We start from the raw sequence: 16,228 nt of genomic DNA, 5'->3' as shown, positions 1-16,228 counted from the left end.
CATGTTGGGTAAATTGACGTGGGAGGCCGTGCCGCTGCACGAGCCGATCGTCGTGGTCACATTGGCGGCCATGGTGCTGGGTGGCCTCGCGCTGCTTGGCGCGGTGACGTACTTCAAGCTGTGGGGCCCGCTGTGGCGTGACTGGTTCACCACCGTGGACCACAAGAAGATCGGCATCATGTACGTGGTGGTAGCGCTGGTCATGCTGGTGCGTGGCTTTGCCGATGCGCTGATGATGCGCGCCCAGCTGGCCGCGGCTGGCCCGGGCAGTGACGGCTTCCTGCCACCTGAGCACTACGACCAGATCTTCACCGCGCACGGCGTGATCATGATCTTCTTCGTGGCCACCCCGTTCGTGGTCGGCCTGATGAACATCATCGTGCCGCTGCAGATCGGCGCGCGCGACATGGCGTTCCCGTTCCTCAACGCCTTCAGCTTCTGGATCTTCGTGGTCGGCGCTGCGCTGATGATGATCTCGCTGGGCGTTGGCGAATTCGCCATGACCGGCTGGGTAGCCTATCCGCCGCTGTCGGGCATCGAGTTCAGTCCAGGGGTCGGTGTTGATTACTACATCTGGGCGTTGCAGGCTTCGGGCATCGGCACCTTGCTGACCGGCGTCAACCTGTTCATCACCATCCTGCGCATGCGTGCGCCGGGCATGACCCTGATGAAGATGCCGGTGTTCACCTGGACCGTGCTGGTCACCAGCGTGATCATCATCGCCGCCTTCCCGATCCTGACCGTGGCGCTGGGTGCGCTCACCCTGGACCGCTACCTGGACTTCAACTTCTACACCAACACGTTGGGTGGCAACCCGATGATGTACGTGAACCTGGTGTGGGCCTGGGGCCATCCAGAGGTGTACATCCTGGTGCTGCCGGCGTTCGGCATCTTCTCTGAAGTGACCGCCACGTTCGCGCGCAAGAAGCTGTTCGGCTACAAGTCAATGGTGGGCGCCACCCTGGCGATCGGCATCCTGTCGTTCATCGTCTGGCTGCACCACTTCTTCACCATGGGCTCCGGTGCCAGCGTCAATGCCTTCTTCGGCATCATGACGATGATCATCGCCATTCCCACCGGCGTGAAGATCTTCACCTGGCTGTTCACCATGTACGGCGGTCGCGTTGAGTTCAGCGTGCCGATGCTGTGGACCATCGCCTTCCTGGTCACCTTCACCATCGGTGGCATGACCGGCGTGCTGCTGGCCATTCCGGGCGCGGACTTCCTGCTGCACAACAGCCTGTTCCTGGTCGCGCACTTCCACAACACCATCATCGGCGGCGCGCTGTTCGGCTACCTGGCCGGCTTCGCCTACTGGTTCCCGAAGGTGTTCGGCTTCACCCTCAACGAGCGCCTGGGCAAGTGGTCGTTCGCCTGCTGGGTGATCGGTTTCTACCTGGCCTTCATGCCGCTGTACATGCTCGGCTTCATGGGCATGACCCGCCGCATGAACCAGTACGACAACCCGGCGTGGACGCCGTACCTGATCGCCGCCTTCATCGGTGCACTGTTCGTGTTCGCGGGCATCATCCTGATGCTGGTACAGATCTACGTGAGCGTGCGCGACCGCAAGCGCAACCTGGACCTGACCGGCGACCCGTGGAATGCGCGCACGCTGGAATGGGCCACGCCGTCGCCGCCGCCGTTCTACAACTTCGCCGTGGTGCCCAAGGCCGATGAGCTGGATGCCTTCCACGAAGCGAAGAAGCGCGGCCTGCCGCCGCCGCCGAAGAAGTACGCACCGATCCACATGCCGAAGAACACCGGCGTGCCGCTGATCCTCAACATCTGGATCCTGGTGTTGTGCTTCGCCCTGGTCTGGCACATCTGGTGGATGGCCGCGGCCAGCTTCATCGCGATGATCGTGACCCTGATCGTGCGGTCCTATGACGAGGACGTGGACTACTACGTCAGTTCCGAAGAGGTGGCGCGCACCGAAGCGGCCAACCTTGCCAAGCTGAAGGAGGTACGCGCATGAACCTGTTGACCCGCCCCGAGCTGGCCAGCGACACGCAGGCGCACGAGGACCACCACGAACACGACCATGGCCACGAACAGGGCGGCATGAAGGTGTTCGGCATGTGGGTCTACCTCATGTCCGACCTGGTGCTGTTCGGTTCGCTGTTCGCCTCGTACGCGGTGCTCAGCACCGCCTACGCCGGCGGCCCCACCGGCAAGGACCTGTTCTCGCTGCCGTTCGTGATGGCCGAGACCTTCCTGCTGCTGGTTTCCAGCATCACCTACGGCCAGGCCGTGCTGGCGATGCATCGTCACGACACCTCGGCAGTGCTGCGCTGGCTGGGCGTGACCTTCGTGCTCGGTGCCTCGTTCATCGGCATGGAGATCTACGAGTTCTCGCACCTGATCCACGAAGGCGCGGGCCCCAGCACCAGTGCCTACCTGTCGGCGTTCTTCGCCCTGGTCGCCACCCACGGCCTGCACGTGGCCAGCGGCCTGATCTGGATGGCGGTGGTCATGCACCAGGTCTACAGCCGCGGCCTGACCCCGACCAACATCACCCGCGTGTCGTGCCTGAGCCTGTTCTGGCACTTCCTGGACCTGGTGTGGATCTGCGTCTTCACCTTCGTCTACCTGATCGGAGCCTTCTGACATGGCCCACGTCGAAACCTCGCGCGCCGGCAATGCGCACGGCTCCACCAAGTCCTACCTGATCGGCTTCGTGCTGTGCGCGCTGCTGACCGTGGTGCCGTTCGCGCTGGTGATGAACCCGGTGCTGTCGCGGCCGCTCACGCTGTTCCTGCTGGTCGGCTTCGCGGTGGCGCAGATCCTGGTGCAGCTGGTCTATTTCCTGCACATGGACCGTAAGTCCGAAGGTGGCTGGAACCTGGCCAGCTTCGTGTTCACCCTGGTGATCCTGTTCATCGTCGTCGCACTGTCGGTCTGGATCATCTGGAGCATGCACTACCACATGATGATCAACTGACCGTGGCCGGGGTGATCGGCATGGACCGCGCGATCACCCCGGCACCTCCGTCCTCTTTCCCCCACGGGCAGGCCTGACCGAGACCCCGCCCGCGTCTGCGTTGGTGGTACCCGTGAAGCGCTTTGCTGCTGTTACCCGTTCGTTGTTCTCTCCCCGTTTCCGCCTGCCGCTGCTGGCAGGCCTGGCCATCGGCCTGCTGGCCGGTTGCAGTGCGCAGTCGCGCATGGACTTCTATTCCAAGGACATCGCCTGCGAAGAACTCGGCCAGCAGTGGTCGATGCCCGACAGCCACGGCACCGTGCGTGGGCCAAGGGACCTGCAGGGGCAGGTGACCTATCTGTTCTTTGGCTTCACCAGCTGCCCGGACGTGTGCCCGACCACCATGGTCGAGCTCAGCCAGGTCAAGCACCTGATGGGCAAGGATGCCGACCAGCTGCAGGTAGTGTTCGTCAGTGTCGATCCCGCACGCGACACGCCCGAAGTCGCCCGCACCTACGTGGAAGCGTTCGACCCCAAGGCGATCGCACTGGTCGGCAACGAAGCGCAACTGGCCGCGATGGCCAGCGACTTCAAGGCGTTCTACGAAAAGGAACCCGGCCCGGTGCCGGAGACCTACACCATGAGCCACATTGCTGGTGGCTACGTGTTTGATCGCCAAGGCCGCCTGCGCCTGTTCGCGCCCTATGGCATGCCGGTGGACAAGCTGTTCTCGGACGTGCAGCGCCTGCTGCTCGAGCCTGGCCATCCGGCCGCCGGCAACGGCCCGCTGGCCAGCTGCCACCTCAAGCAAAGCGACACGCTCGCTGCCGGGTAATCCTGGGCCATGCCCGGCTGATGCCGCCAGTTCGTCGCGCCCGCTGCCCCGGTAGGTGTCGACCTTGGTCGACACGTGGGTGCCGACCGTTGGTCGGCACACCCCCCACACACCAATCCCCCGACCGGCCAGGAGAGCCAACCGGCCAGGGGCACCACTCAACGCCTTACTTGGTTTCTTCCCACTGCACCACGTCCGGCTCGGCCGCCTTGATGCCGGCGGTCGACAGCAGCTTGGTGGTCGCATCCAGCGCCGCGTTCACCGACGGGTACTCCACAATCGCGCGGCCCGAGGCCTTGGATACCTTCACCACGGTGCCGCCGGTGGCGGTGGCCGCACGCTGAGCCGAAGCCGCATCGGTGAAGAACACCTTGACCCGCGAGGTCGCCACGACCGGTGCGCCATCGTTGGAGACAGCGGCCGCAAACTTGCTGGCACCGGCATCCGCACGTGTGGCCACACCGGTAGACGCATCCGTGGACCGCTTGCTGCGGGTGCCGACGGCCGCCGCGCTGGCATCAGCCCCGGTGGTGATCCTGAACTGGCCGCCGCTGGCCTGCTGCACGGTTGCCGACGGTGCCAGCTGGAAGCGCGAGCCGCCCACATTGAACGAACGGCCGGTGGCCTCCGCCTTCAACTGCTGCGTGTCTACGGTCGACAAGGTCTTCGCCGGAGGTGTCTGGCCCGAGCTCTGTGCCCAGGCGGTGGTGGTCATCGCCGCGAGGGCGAGGGTGCTCAACAGAATGGTCGTCTTCATCATCAGTGCCCCAGAACGCGGATCTTGAAGAATTCGAGGTTGCCACGCGATGCAGCGTTCGCGGCCTGCCCCAGGTCGGTGACTTCCAGCGTCCAGGTGCCCGTGGCGTTCTCATCCAGGAAGGCATTGCTGGACAGCAGGTCCCAGTTGGTGAAGTTGCGCTGGACACCATTGAGGCCAGAGCCGATCGCGGTGAATGCCGGCTGCACCACGCTGCGGGTGCCACTGGGCGAGATCAGCACGAACTGCAGCTGGCGGGTGTTGCTGTGGTTGACGCGGAAGCCGAGCTGCACGCTCTCGATGTTGCGTGCACCGTTGGCGAGCTGGAAGGTCAGGCGCGCCGCGGCCGCCGAGGTATTGCCGATGGCCACGGTACGCGTCGTGTTGCGCCAGCCACTATCCACCAGTGCACCCAGCGGCTGGAAGTCCTCTGCGACCTGTACCGCGCGTGCCGCATTGACCACACCGAAACCGTACCAGTTGCTGTAGGCACGGCCGGCGGCATTCACCGTCCAGCCCGGCACCAGCACGCGGCCGTCGGAGTGGGTCACCGCTGCCCGGTTCGGATCGGTGCGGGTGGCGGTGGTGGCCAGGATGTACTTCACATCGCGGTAGGACAGGTTCGGGTTGGTCTCCAGCAGCAGTGCCGCCACGCCCGACACCATCGGCGTGGCCGCCGAGGTGCCGTTCATCTTGCCGGTGTAGTTGCAGGTGCTATCGATGGCAGACTGGTCGCCGTCCAAGGTGTTGCGCAGGCTCGTGTTCTTGTTGCTGCCCTGCGCGCAGCCGGTGACATCGGTGGTGAGGATGGCCGGATCGTAGCGGATCGCCAGCTGCCCCGGCACGACCTGCCGCTGCCAACCATTCTCACCGCCGAAGCCGGACACCCACAGCGCCGAGCCGGTGGACGAGTAGGACGAGCGCACGCCATCGGCGCGCACGGCGGCAACGGTGATCACGTTGAACAGGTTGTTACGCGGGTCGCGACCGGCCGGAATGCAACCCGTGTTGCGGTTCTTGGTGTCTGCCGAGCAGATGTCGGTGCCATCCGAGCGTGCGCCGTTGTTGTGGTTGTTGCCGGCGGCCTTCACGTAGATGCCACCGCGCCCACCACGGGTGCCGGACATGGCCTGCTCATAGGCGGCGATGTCGTTCTGGCTGTAGGCCAGCGGCAGGTTGGGGTTGCCCGGGCTGGAGCCCCAGCTGTTGTTGAAGACCCCCACATCGGCCACTTCGGCGCCGTCCCACCACGAGTACTCGATGTTGGAATTCGAATTGCCCTGGGCATTGGACGCCAGGAAATTGAAGCCCTTCAGGGTGGCCGCCGAGGCCACGCCGCGCACGCCCAGATTGTTGGCACCTACTGCACCGGCGATGCCGCCGACCATGGTGCCGTGATTGTCGCGGTCCGGATTGGACGGTGAAGGGTTGTTGCTCTGGTTGGCGAAGTTCTTGCCCGCGACCGCCGCGACGTTGGCGGCCAGGTCCGGGTGTGCGATCTGCAGGCCGTCATCGACGATGGCGATGGTGACGCCCTGGCCACGGATGCCATTGCGGAACAGGCCATCCACGTTCAGATCGTTGCCAGCCACCGGCAGGGTATCGCCCAGTACGGCCTGTCCGGTGTTGAGCAGATGCCACTGACGCCCGGCCAGCGGATCGGCCTGTTGGGCCTGGGCGGTGGCGGCCAGGCTGCCCAGCACCAGGGCAGTGGCAAGGGCCAGGCGCGCGGAGCGTTGCGTGTGTCGCTTCATACACGAATCCTTCTGTTGTGAATCGGCATGGCAGGACGGCGGGGCGGAACTGCCCCATCGCAACGAGCCAAACGCGACACAACGAACAACCCCCTACCTCTTCACACTCCCAATCTGCAGATGTGCCGATTGCGTCACAAACACTTATGCCGTGGGGTAATGACGAATGCAGCGGCCCGCATCTGGTAGGTGCCCACCTGGGTTGGCATCCGCATCCACACATGGCGTGGATCTACCCGGCATCATCGCGCCCCCTCACATCCGGCTGTGCTACTACAGCGCGTGCACCCTTCCGCATCGGAGCACGATGATGGTCAACCCTCTGGCCCAGGCCCATCGCGGCCTCGGCACCACGCTGTTCAGCCTGTTGAACCCGATACCCTTCGGCTTCTTCGTCGGCGCGCTGATCTTCGACGCGATCTACCTCAACAGCGCCGAGGTGATGTGGGGCAAGGCCGCCGCCTGGCTGATCACCTTCGGCCTGTTGATCGCCATCATTCCGCGCCTGATCAACCTGTTCGCGGTCTGGCGCCGCAACGGCACCGCCACGCGCATCGACCGCATCGACTTCTTCCTCAACCTGGTCGCAGTGGTGCTGGCCATCTGGAACGCCTTCGTGCACAGCCGCGATGCGTATGCCGTTGCCGTGCCGGGCACGATCCTGTCGGCGCTGACCGTGGCCCTGATCGCACTGGGCCTGCTCCTGCTGTCGTTGCAGCCGCCGGTGCTGCAGGGAGGTCGTCATGGCTAAGCACATCCTGCCCACCGTGGCCGCGCTGGCGCTGGCCGTGACCCTGTCGGCCTGTGCCGGCAAGGCCGAGTACCACCCCACCGACCAATCCGGTGCGAAGCCACCACTGCCGGCACCGAAGAACTTCCTGATGCCGCCGATGCAGGTACCGCGCGGCGTGGGTTGGGCCGAGGGCCAGTCACCCACGGTGGCCGAAGGCCTGAAGATCGAACGCATCGCCGCCAACCTGCAGCATCCGCGGCGATTGTTGACTCTGCCCAACGGCGATGTGCTGGTGGTGGAGGGCAATGGCCCCGGCGAAGAACCGGTCACCACGCCCAAGCAGTGGATCGCCGGCAAGGTCAAGGCGCGCTCGGGCAAGGCCGGCAAGGGCGGCAACCGGGTCACCCTGCTGCGCCGTGCGCCTGGTACTGCCACGTGGACCCAGCACGTGTACATCGAAGGCCTGCATTCGCCGTTCGGCATCCAACTGATCGGTGACACGCTGTACGTGGCCAACACCGGCAACATCATGCAGTACCACTACGTGCCGGGTGAAACCCGCATGTCCGACAAGGGCCGTGAGTTCACCGACCTGCCCAGCACCATCAACCACCACTGGACCAAGGAACTGCTGGCCAGCCGCGATGGCCGCAAGCTGTACGTGGGCGTGGGCTCCAACAGCAACATCACCGAGAATGGCCTGGCCGTTGAATACCGCCGCGCAGTGGTGCTGGAAGTGGACGTGGCCACCCGTGGCAGCCGCATCTTTGCGTCGGGCATCCGCAACCCGACCGGGCTGGACTGGGAGCCGAGCACCGGCCAGCTGTGGGCAGTCGCGAACGAACGCGATGAGATCGGTGCCGACCTCGTGCCGGACTACCTCACCTCGGTGAAGGAGGATGGCTTCTACGGCTGGCCCTACAGCTACTACGGCCAGCACGTGGACGAGCGCGTGAAGCCGCAGCGGCCGGACCTGGTGGCCAAGGCGATCGTGCCGGACTACGCCATCGGCTCGCACGTGGCACCGCTGGGCCTGTTGTTCTACACCGGCCAGGCACTGCCGGCGCAGTACCACGGCGGCGCCTTCATCGGCGAGCACGGCAGCTGGGATCGTTCACCGCTGAGCGGCTACGAAGTGGTCTACGTACCGTTCAAGGACGGCAAGCCGACCGGGCGGCCGCAGACCGTGGTCAGCGGTTTCGCCTCGAAGGACGAGAAGACCCTGATGGGCGCACCGGTGGGCATGGCGATGGACGCCGAAGGCGCGCTGCTGGTCGCCGACGACGTGGGCGACGTGGTGTGGCGGGTGTCTGCCAAGTAGCCTTGTAGAGTCGAGATCCTATGTTCGTGGTCAAGCCTGCTGGAAGCAGGCTTGACCCACCTTCAGCATGGCCGGATCGAAGTTCCGGCCGCTTTTGAAGACACCCCAGGCGATCCTGGCCAGCTTTCTGGCCAGGATGTTGAAGACCGCGGTGCTGGGGTGACCGCGTTTTGACAGCTCGTCGTAGAGCGGTTGCCCCCGGCGACACCGCTTGAGCCCCATGGCGGCCATGTAGAGCATCTGGCGCAGCACTGGCGCGCGCTGTTTGGACAGCCGACGCCGTCCCGTTCTGCCGCCAGACTCGTTGGGCCGGGGATCCAGGCCCGTGCAGGCGATCCACGCGTTGGCGTTGGCCAACGGCCAGCTCGTCATGTAGTAGATCAGGTGAGCGGCGACAGCGGGGCCGATACCAGGGATGGTCAACAGGCGCTTGTAGAGCGTGCCATGCTCTCCATCGCGACCCAAGCGCTGCAGTTCGCTTTCCAGCTCGGACAGCGTCCCAGCCAGAGCGCAGAACAGATCTGACAGCTCCCCGGGGGCACTTTTGCTTACCCCGAAGGATTGCTCCAGGCGCGCGCGTGTCTTTACCAGCGTCTGCCGCTTGCGCAGCAAATCGTGCATCTGTTGCTGCTCGTCGGTACGCGGTACGTATTCACGCAGGCGATCGTTCTCCTTCTTCACGTACCGGGCGATCGCTTCGGCGTCCATGGCGTCCGTCTTGCCACGCGAGCCCGTCGCCCGGCCGTAGTGCTTGATCAGACGTGGATTGATCACATAGACAACGTGGCCTGCCTGGCCAGCCATCCGAGCCAACAACTCGTAGTACCGCCCCGTCGCCTCCATGCCAATCCGGCATCGCTGGGGCAAGGTGTTGAGCCACTGGGCTATGCCGGCCCGGGTGTTGGCGATCCTGTCGCCGGCCTTGCGGTCGGCCACTGCCGGTACGAACTCCTTGGAGTCCACGTCCACGCCAATATCGAGAGAATCAGACATTTGTACGGCTCCCAGCTATCTTTAAGGGGCTGGGGTGGTACCGCACCGACGTTAGCTTGCCTACATCGACGATCCCCTTTGGGGGCCGTACGATCCTTTATCGACGTTCGTGTGCGGGATGGGGATCGCTCGACTCGTCTGTCGGCTAGTATCCGCAGATGCATGCTTGACGGTCCCTCCACCCTGGCTCCTACATACCGCGTAGGAGCCGGGAGGAACATACAAGCCATGCTCGACTGCTTTTGCCAGCAGCAGTCGAGCATGGCTCGACTCTACAAAAAGCCATAAGCCGCCGAGCCTGGGCCCGGCTCTACACTTCCGACGGCGCCGCGCGCAGCCCGCTGAACACCGATTCGGCAGCGAACCCCACGCCACCCAGCAGCACGCCGAAATACACCACCGTGGCCATAACAAAGCCGTACCCAGCGGCCACCGCCGCACCATCGCGCTGGATGAAGCCAATCGCAAACGACATCAGCGCCAGCGCTGGCAAGGTATTGCTGAACGGAATCGGCCCGGCCGGCGCCATCAGCAGCAGGGTCGCGAACACCAGCATCAGGTTGTTCAGGCGCATCATCTTCTTCGAGCGCACCATCACCGCCAGCCGCATCGGCCGCGACAGCCGCTCCATGCGGTGCACCCACTTCAGCGCACGGCCCAGGTTGGCCTTCAGCTTGTCGGTGGCGATCTCGCGGTGCGCCAGCTTCTGCGGCACCCACAGCGGGCGGTTGCGTACGCGGCTCAGGCCGATCAGCAGGATCGAGGCACCAAACACCGTACTCAGCCCGGGAATCGACACCGGAATGATGAAGATGGCCGAGAGCAGGATCACGATCAGCAGCAGGCCCTCATCGCCCAGCGCGCTGAGCAGGGTGCCGACGCTCACCTGGTCGCCGGGCAGCTCGTCGATCATCTGCTCGATCTGCTGGGCCAGGGGCGCGCTGTCATTGGTTTCGGGGGCACGGTAGGTCATGCGTCGCAAGGTTCTCCAGGGAAGGGCGGTCAATGGGCCGTCCTGCGGTGGGGGACGCACAGGCTCCCGCAGTATCCCGGCCAACGTGGGCAAAGAGGTGAACCGGGCATGAGGGGTTAAACTGGCGTGCCCCGCACGAGTTGAACGCAATGTACATGGGCCGCAGGCAATCGACCATCGAACTGGTCGCCATCGACATGGATGGCACCCTGCTGGATCCCACCCACACGCTCACCGCGCGGGCCAAGCAGGCGATCGCGCAGGCGCGCGCGCTGGGCGTGCACATCGTGCTGACCAGTGGCCGCCCGGTTCCCGGCCTGGCACCGTTCCTGCACGAGCTGGGCATCACCGGCGACGACGACTACTGCATCGCCTGCAATGGCGGCCTGGTGCAGCGCATCGGCACACGCGAAACCGTGGTCGAGTATCCGCTCAGCTTCGACGACTTCCTGTTCTGCGAGCAGGTGGCCCGCGACCTGGGCGTGCACTTCCAGGCGCTGGACAGCCGGCGCATGTATACGCCCAACCAGGACATCAGCTACTACACCGTGGCCGACTCGCATCTCTCGCGGATGCCGCTGTCCTACCGCCGCGTGGCCGACATGGACCCGTCCATGTCGTTCATCAAGCTGATGATGATCGACGAACCCGACGTGCTGGATGCCGCCATCGCGCGCCTGCCCAGCGAACTGACCGAGCGCTTCGCGGTGCTGAAGAGCGCACCGTTCTTCCTGGAAGTATTCGACCACCGCGCCGGCAAGGGGCCAAGCCTGCAGAAGCTGGCCGAGCACCTGGGCATCGACCGCGCCAACGTGATGGCCATCGGTGACCAGGAGAACGACCTGACCATGCTGCAGTACGCCGGTACCAGCGTAGCGATGGGCAATGCCATCGACGCGGCGAAGGCGGTGGCGCGGTTTGAAACCACCAGCAATGCAGACGAAGGCGTGGCGCGCGCCATTGAGCGTTTCGTCCTGCAGTAACCGCGCGTCCCTATGCCCTGGTAGGTGCCAACCTTGCTTGGCACACACAATCGGCAAGCGCCGACCAAGGTCGGCCTCTACCAGGCCCCATTCGCCCCGGTAGGTGCCAACCTTGGTTGGCACGCGCAGACGGCAAGCGCCGACCAAGGTCGGCCTCTACCAGGCCCCATTCGCTCCCGGCAGGTGCCAACCTTGGTTGGCACACGCAGGCGGCCAGCGCCGACCAGGGTCTATACCCACGTATAACCCACCCATCCCCATCGCCATCCGCGCTGTACCACCGCGCAATGGCGAATGCGGCACTGCGATGCAAGAATTTCGCACGTCGAAATCACCCCATCGAATCCCACGGCAGATGATCGCCTTCGTCTGCCGACCGGCGCGCACCGCGCCGTCACTCCCTCAACGCAATCGCATCGCCAGCCAGGGCGCCGACACCGGTGCTGCAACGCGCTGGGCGTGCGCCTGCGCCGCTCTCTCCCTGCACCTGGATCTGCCCATGAACACCCCACCCACGACGCGCCTCGCTCTGGCCATCATCACGGCCATCACCGCACCTGCGTACGCCGCAGAAACGCACGATGCCACACATGACACCCCCACCACCTTGAACGCGCTGCAGGTCATCGCCACGCCACGCGGCGCCGCCGTTGCGCCTACCCAGGTGGTTGGCCCCAACCGCTACATCATCAAGGCTGAAGACCTCGACGCGATGGTCACCGGCAACAACGGCCTGGCCATGCTGAAGCAGGTACCGGGCGCCAGCTACACCGCCACCGACGGGCTTGGCCTGGATATCTCGGCCACCAGCCTGTTCGTGCGCGGCTTCCGCATGAACGAAATGGGCATCACCTTCGAAGGCGTGCCACTGAACGACAACGGCTTCCTCTCGCTCACCGGCACCAGCGTGGTGAACGTGGGCGTGCCCGATGGCATCGGCGCGATCACGGTCAGCCCCGGCGGCGCACCGGTCAGCGTGTTCTCCAGCAGCGTCAACGGCGGCAGCCTGGAATACCGTCTGCGCGAGCTGCAGGACACGCCCAGCCTGCGCGTGAAGCAGGGCGTGGGCAGCAACAACACGCTGGTCACCACCGTGTCCGGGCAGAGTGGCCAGCTCGGCGAGCATGGCCCGAAAGTGCTGGTCGACCTGCAGCGTGTGTCTGCCGACAAGTACCAGGGCGAGGGCACCCAGAACTTCCTGCGCGGCGACCTGAAGCTGCAGCAGGACGTCGCCTGGGGTGACTTCACCGTGTTCCTGTCCGACAGCAAGGCCAAGGTCTGGGGCTACAACAACATCTCCTTCGACATGATCCGCAAGCTGGGCTGGAAGGCCGACATCTTCTATCCGGACTACGCGTGGGCCTGGTACGTAGCCTCGCCGGAGAATGCGGACAAGTCCTGCGGCGCCTACACCTGCGGTGAGCTGTCCGAACTGATCCCGTACGACACCGGCCAGATCACCCGCGATCGCGTGTCGTCGATCAACCACCGTTTCCAGATCACCCCGGCGCTGAGCGGCAACGTGCAGCTGTACAACGCCAACAGCCACACCCAGGCCACGCTGACCGACCCGACCGTGCCGTCGCCCAACGGCGCACCGTTCTCCGAACAGGTGCAGACGCCGCGCGTGAATCGGCTGGGTGGCATGGCCAACCTGCAGTTCGAGACCGGCGCGCACACCTTCACTGCTGGCTTCTGGCAGGAGAAGAGCAAGGCCGCGGCCAAGACCGAGTGGTACCAGCAGCCGCTGCTTGGCGAGGGCCCGCCGCTGAAGGCCACCGGTCCGTTCGATGTGTACGGACCTGCGTTCAAGACCGACAACGCATCGAGCTGGGTGACCCGCTCGCGCCAGTTCTACCTGCAGGACGACATCGTGTTGAACGACACGCTGAAGCTGGGTGTCGGCTTCAAGGCCGTGGACTTCCGCACCAGCGGTGGCGGCCTCGGTGATGCCAAGGATCGCCCGGTGAACGGCATGCTACGCGCGAAGAGCAACTTCCTGCCGCACGTCTCGCTGTTCTGGAGCCCGACCGAATCCACCGACGCCTTCATCGACCTGGCCAGTACCATGAACGGCTATCGCGTGGCCCAGCGCGGCAACATCGGCTACACCGCCTCGGCGTGGACCATCACCGACCAGGAAGAGTTCGACCGCGTGGCCGGCACGCTGCGCCCGGAGAAGAACTGGAACCTGACCGTCGGCGCGTCGCATCGCTTCGACCGGCTGACGATCACCGGTGACGTGTTCTACAACGACATCCGCAACCGCCTGCTGTCGGCGGCCATTGGCACCCAGTTCGCGCAGATCAACACGGTGCGGCTGATGCCGAAGATGCACGTGATCGGCGCCGACCTGGGCATCACCGCCGACCTGACCGATCACCTGCAGTTCTATCAGGGCGTGGCGGTGGCCCGTTCGTACTACGACAGCGATTTCGTGGTGGGCGACACGGTGTACCCGATCAAGGGCAACGCCCAGCCGGGCTATCCGCAGATCTCGCTGGTCAGCGACCTGTCGGCGCATTTCGGTGACTGGCGCTTCGGTGCCACCAGCACCTCCTACCTGCGCCAGCCCTTCACTTACGAGAACGACATCCGCGTGCCGACCTTCTGGCAGGTCAACACCTATGCCGCCTACCGCTTCGGTGCGGACAGCGCCGTGCCGGGCCTGGAGCTGCGGCTGGACGTGAGCAATCTGTTCAACCGCCACAACATCGGCACCGCCACCATCGCCGGCTCGTCGTTCTCGGGGGATTACCAGACCCTGCAGCGCAGCGCCCCACGGCAGCTGATGTTCAGTACCTCGATGGCGTTCTAAGTAGATCCACGCCATGCGTGGATGCACCTGGCGGTCCCCAGGCAGGTGCCCAGATCCGTCCACAAACCCGCCTTGCGCAATCAACAGGGATTTTCTGGCGGCGACGCAAGGTTCCCACAATGTTGCTGGGTCATGCTGTCGGCATGGCTCAGTACAACCCGCGATCACCGTTGTTCGGCATACGGAGTCATGGACGGCCCCGGCAGGCGCTGTCCGTGGCGCCTGTGATCGACCTGCAGGCCGAGTACCAGTTCTGGCACGTCTACGAGCGTGTGGTCCGCCCGTTGCCCGGTGGGGGGCTGCGGCTGGCCTGGCTGGTGTGCCAGAAGGTGTACCGGGACCGGTGGCAGCACCCGCACGACAGCGACGAGGCGGCGTTGTCGCGGGTGTTGTTCGGCGGGAACATGACGGCTGACCGGGCGTCGGAGCTGGCGGAGCTCCACGCGCTGGTCAGCCGTCGAGTGGCGTTGCTGGCGAAGCGTGGGCGGTTGCATTCCGCAGCCTGATGCCTGCCCTTGGTGGGGTCGACTGTTAGTCGACCGCTCTTCGCATCTACCTCACAGAAGGCCGCGCTTCGCGCACGAGTCGACCAACGGTCGACTCCACCAAGAGCCAACCCGACCGGCATTTCTAAGGCTTTCCCCGATCCAACTGCCGATACCCGATCGCTTCAGCCAGATGCGCCGTCTGGATCACCTCGCAACCCGCCAGATCCGCAATCGTGCGCGCCACCCGCAGAATCCGGTGCATCGCCCGCGCAGAAAGCTGCAGGCGCTCAATCGCCTGCTCCAACAGATCCTGATCGGCCTCGCTCAGTTTCGTACAGGCACGCAGCGCCGCCGGTGGCAGATGGGCATTGAGCCCGCCACGCGCCTGCTGCCGGGCATGCGCGGCTTCCACCCGTGCACGTACCGCAGCACTGGGCTCACCCAGCGGCGTACTCTCCCGCAGCTCCACCGCATCCATGCGCGTCACGCCGATATGCAGGTCGATGCGGTCCAGCAGCGGGCCGGAGACGCGCGCACGGTAGCGGTTGATGCGCTCGTCACTGCACAGGCAGCGGTTGCTGCGGTCACCGGCCCAGCCACACGGGCAAGGGTTCATCGCCGCCACCAGCTGGAACCGCGCGGGAAACTGCACGCTGCGCGCCGCGCGGGCGATGCGGATGTGGCCGGATTCCAGCGGCTCGCGCAGGGTCTCCAACGCGCTGCGGTTCCATTCCGGCAGCTCGTCCAGGAACAGCACGCCGTGATGGGCCAGCGAGATTTCACCGGGGCAGGGTGGATTGCCGCCACCCACCAGCGCCGCCGCACTGGCACTGTGATGGGGAGAACGGAACGGCCGTTGCCGCCAGCGCCGCGGATCCAGCCCTTCACCACTCACCGAGGCAATCGCAGCCAGCTGTAACGCCTCGGCTTCCTCGGTGTCCGGCAGCAGGCTGGGCAGGCGCGAAGCCAACAGCGTCTTGCCGCAGCCAGGGCTACCGATCAGCAATAGATGGTGCCCACCCGCTGCGGCGACCTCCAATGCGCGCCGCGCATGCGCCTGGCCGCGCACATCGGCCAGATCCGGCAGCGGCAACGGCGTCGTGTCCACACGCTCTACTGGTGGCAGCAGGCGTGGGTTCCCCAACCCAGCGCAGCACTCCAGCAACGTACGCGCTACCCGCACATCAGCGTGCTCAGCCAGCGCAGCCTCGGCGGCATTGCCCGGCGGCACCACCAGGATGCGCCCGGCTTCGGCCGCCGCAATCGCCGCTGGCAGCGCGCCGGCCACCGGCCGCAGTTCGCCGGTCAGCCCCAGCTCGCCCAGGAACTCGTACTGCAGCAGCGACTGCGGATCGACCTGGCCGCTGGCCGCCAAGATGCCCAGTGCGATCGCTAGGTCGTAACGCCCACCTTCTTTGGGCAGGTCGGCGGGCGCGAGGTTCAGGGTGATGCGCCGCTGTGGGAAGTCGAAGCGCGCGCAGAGCAGGGCGGCACGGACGCGCTCGCGCGATTCGCGCACACTGGTCTCGGCCAAGCCCACGATCTGAGTGACAGGAAGGCCGCCAGAGAGATGCACTTCCACCCGCACCAGCGGGGCATCGACCCCGGCGCGGGCACGGCTGTAGACCAGCGCCAGGCCCATGTGTGGTT

The 16,228-nt window shown here is 65.4% G+C and carries 14 protein-coding genes; 9 read left to right on the top strand and 5 right to left on the bottom strand.

Annotation, left to right across the window (positions count from 1 at the left end; all coding sequences use genetic code 11):
* Position 1: 1 nt before the first annotated feature.
* From cyoB to MG068_RS19690, 4 genes are all read left to right on the top strand, one after another.
* Complete coding sequence (cyoB, locus tag MG068_RS19705) at positions 2-1,978, top strand: cytochrome o ubiquinol oxidase subunit I (protein ID WP_006474876.1); 1,977 nt, start codon at positions 2-4, stop codon at positions 1,976-1,978.
* Positions 1,975-2,610: a cytochrome o ubiquinol oxidase subunit III gene (gene cyoC / locus MG068_RS19700; RefSeq protein WP_012512371.1), complete on the top strand. Its 636-nt coding sequence runs from the start codon at positions 1,975-1,977 to the stop codon at positions 2,608-2,610. The genes cyoB and cyoC overlap by 4 nt, the downstream gene beginning before the upstream one ends.
* Before the next feature lies 1 nt (position 2,611).
* Positions 2,612-2,944, top strand: a complete 333-nt coding sequence (gene cyoD, locus MG068_RS19695; protein WP_006399830.1) for a cytochrome o ubiquinol oxidase subunit IV — start codon at positions 2,612-2,614, stop codon at positions 2,942-2,944.
* Between the two features lie 142 nt (positions 2,945-3,086).
* The gene (locus MG068_RS19690; RefSeq protein WP_132811164.1) at positions 3,087-3,758 is read left to right on the top strand and encodes an SCO family protein; all 672 of its coding nucleotides are present in this window, start codon (positions 3,087-3,089) and stop codon (positions 3,756-3,758) included.
* Between the two features lie 166 nt (positions 3,759-3,924).
* On the opposite strand, the gene MG068_RS19685 is transcribed toward MG068_RS19690, so the two are convergent.
* Both MG068_RS19685 and MG068_RS19680 read right to left on the bottom strand, forming a co-directional pair.
* Positions 3,925-4,518, bottom strand: coding sequence for a S8 family serine peptidase (locus tag MG068_RS19685; protein ID WP_132810952.1), 594 nt, complete (start codon positions 4,516-4,518; stop codon positions 3,925-3,927).
* Complete coding sequence (locus MG068_RS19680; protein WP_132810951.1) at positions 4,518-6,269, bottom strand: S8 family serine peptidase; 1,752 nt, start codon at positions 6,267-6,269, stop codon at positions 4,518-4,520. The genes MG068_RS19685 and MG068_RS19680 overlap by 1 nt, the downstream gene beginning before the upstream one ends.
* Before the next feature lie 310 nt (positions 6,270-6,579).
* Here MG068_RS19680 and MG068_RS19675 point away from each other — a divergent pair, with 310 nt between their 5' ends.
* Both MG068_RS19675 and MG068_RS19670 read left to right on the top strand, forming a co-directional pair.
* On the top strand, positions 6,580-7,020 hold the full coding sequence (locus tag MG068_RS19675; protein WP_107431835.1) for a DUF2231 domain-containing protein: 441 nt from the start codon (positions 6,580-6,582) through the stop codon (positions 7,018-7,020).
* On the top strand, positions 7,013-8,323 hold the full coding sequence (locus MG068_RS19670; protein ID WP_132810950.1) for a PQQ-dependent sugar dehydrogenase: 1,311 nt from the start codon (positions 7,013-7,015) through the stop codon (positions 8,321-8,323). The genes MG068_RS19675 and MG068_RS19670 overlap by 8 nt, the downstream gene beginning before the upstream one ends.
* Positions 8,324-8,353: 30 nt before the next feature.
* On the opposite strand, the gene MG068_RS19665 is transcribed toward MG068_RS19670, so the two are convergent.
* Together MG068_RS19665 and MG068_RS19660 are read right to left on the bottom strand one after the other, a co-directional pair.
* Complete coding sequence (locus MG068_RS19665; RefSeq protein WP_132810949.1) at positions 8,354-9,316, bottom strand: IS110 family transposase; 963 nt, start codon at positions 9,314-9,316, stop codon at positions 8,354-8,356.
* 310 nt (positions 9,317-9,626) lie between these two features.
* On the bottom strand, positions 9,627-10,289 hold the full coding sequence (locus MG068_RS19660) for an exopolysaccharide biosynthesis protein (protein WP_132810948.1): 663 nt from the start codon (positions 10,287-10,289) through the stop codon (positions 9,627-9,629).
* Between the two features lie 149 nt (positions 10,290-10,438).
* On the opposite strand from MG068_RS19660, the gene yidA reads away from it, so the two are divergent.
* From yidA to MG068_RS19645, 3 genes are all read left to right on the top strand, one after another.
* A complete protein-coding gene (yidA, locus tag MG068_RS19655; RefSeq protein WP_132810947.1) occupies positions 10,439-11,272 on the top strand; it encodes a sugar-phosphatase in 834 nt (277 codons plus the stop codon).
* Positions 11,273-11,771: 499 nt separating this feature from the next.
* A complete protein-coding gene (locus MG068_RS19650) occupies positions 11,772-14,090 on the top strand; it encodes a TonB-dependent receptor (RefSeq protein ID WP_132810946.1) in 2,319 nt (772 codons plus the stop codon).
* A 119-nt stretch (positions 14,091-14,209) separates the two neighbouring features.
* Positions 14,210-14,596 carry a hypothetical protein gene (locus MG068_RS19645; RefSeq protein WP_132810945.1) on the top strand — a complete coding sequence of 129 codons (387 nt, stop codon included), beginning with the start codon at positions 14,210-14,212 and terminating at the stop codon, positions 14,594-14,596.
* 124 nt (positions 14,597-14,720) lie between these two features.
* On the opposite strand, the gene MG068_RS19640 is transcribed toward MG068_RS19645, so the two are convergent.
* Positions 14,721-16,220 (bottom strand): YifB family Mg chelatase-like AAA ATPase, encoded by a 1,500-nt coding sequence (locus MG068_RS19640; protein WP_132810944.1) that lies wholly within the window; start codon positions 16,218-16,220, stop codon positions 14,721-14,723.
* Between the last annotated feature and the right edge of the window lie 8 nt (positions 16,221-16,228).

This window comes from Stenotrophomonas sp. ASS1 (assembly GCF_004346925.1).
Taxonomy (GTDB): domain Bacteria; phylum Pseudomonadota; class Gammaproteobacteria; order Xanthomonadales; family Xanthomonadaceae; genus Stenotrophomonas; species Stenotrophomonas maltophilia_A.
The sequence above is the reverse complement of the archived record's forward strand: the minus strand, read 5'-3'. Positions and strand labels throughout refer to the sequence as shown.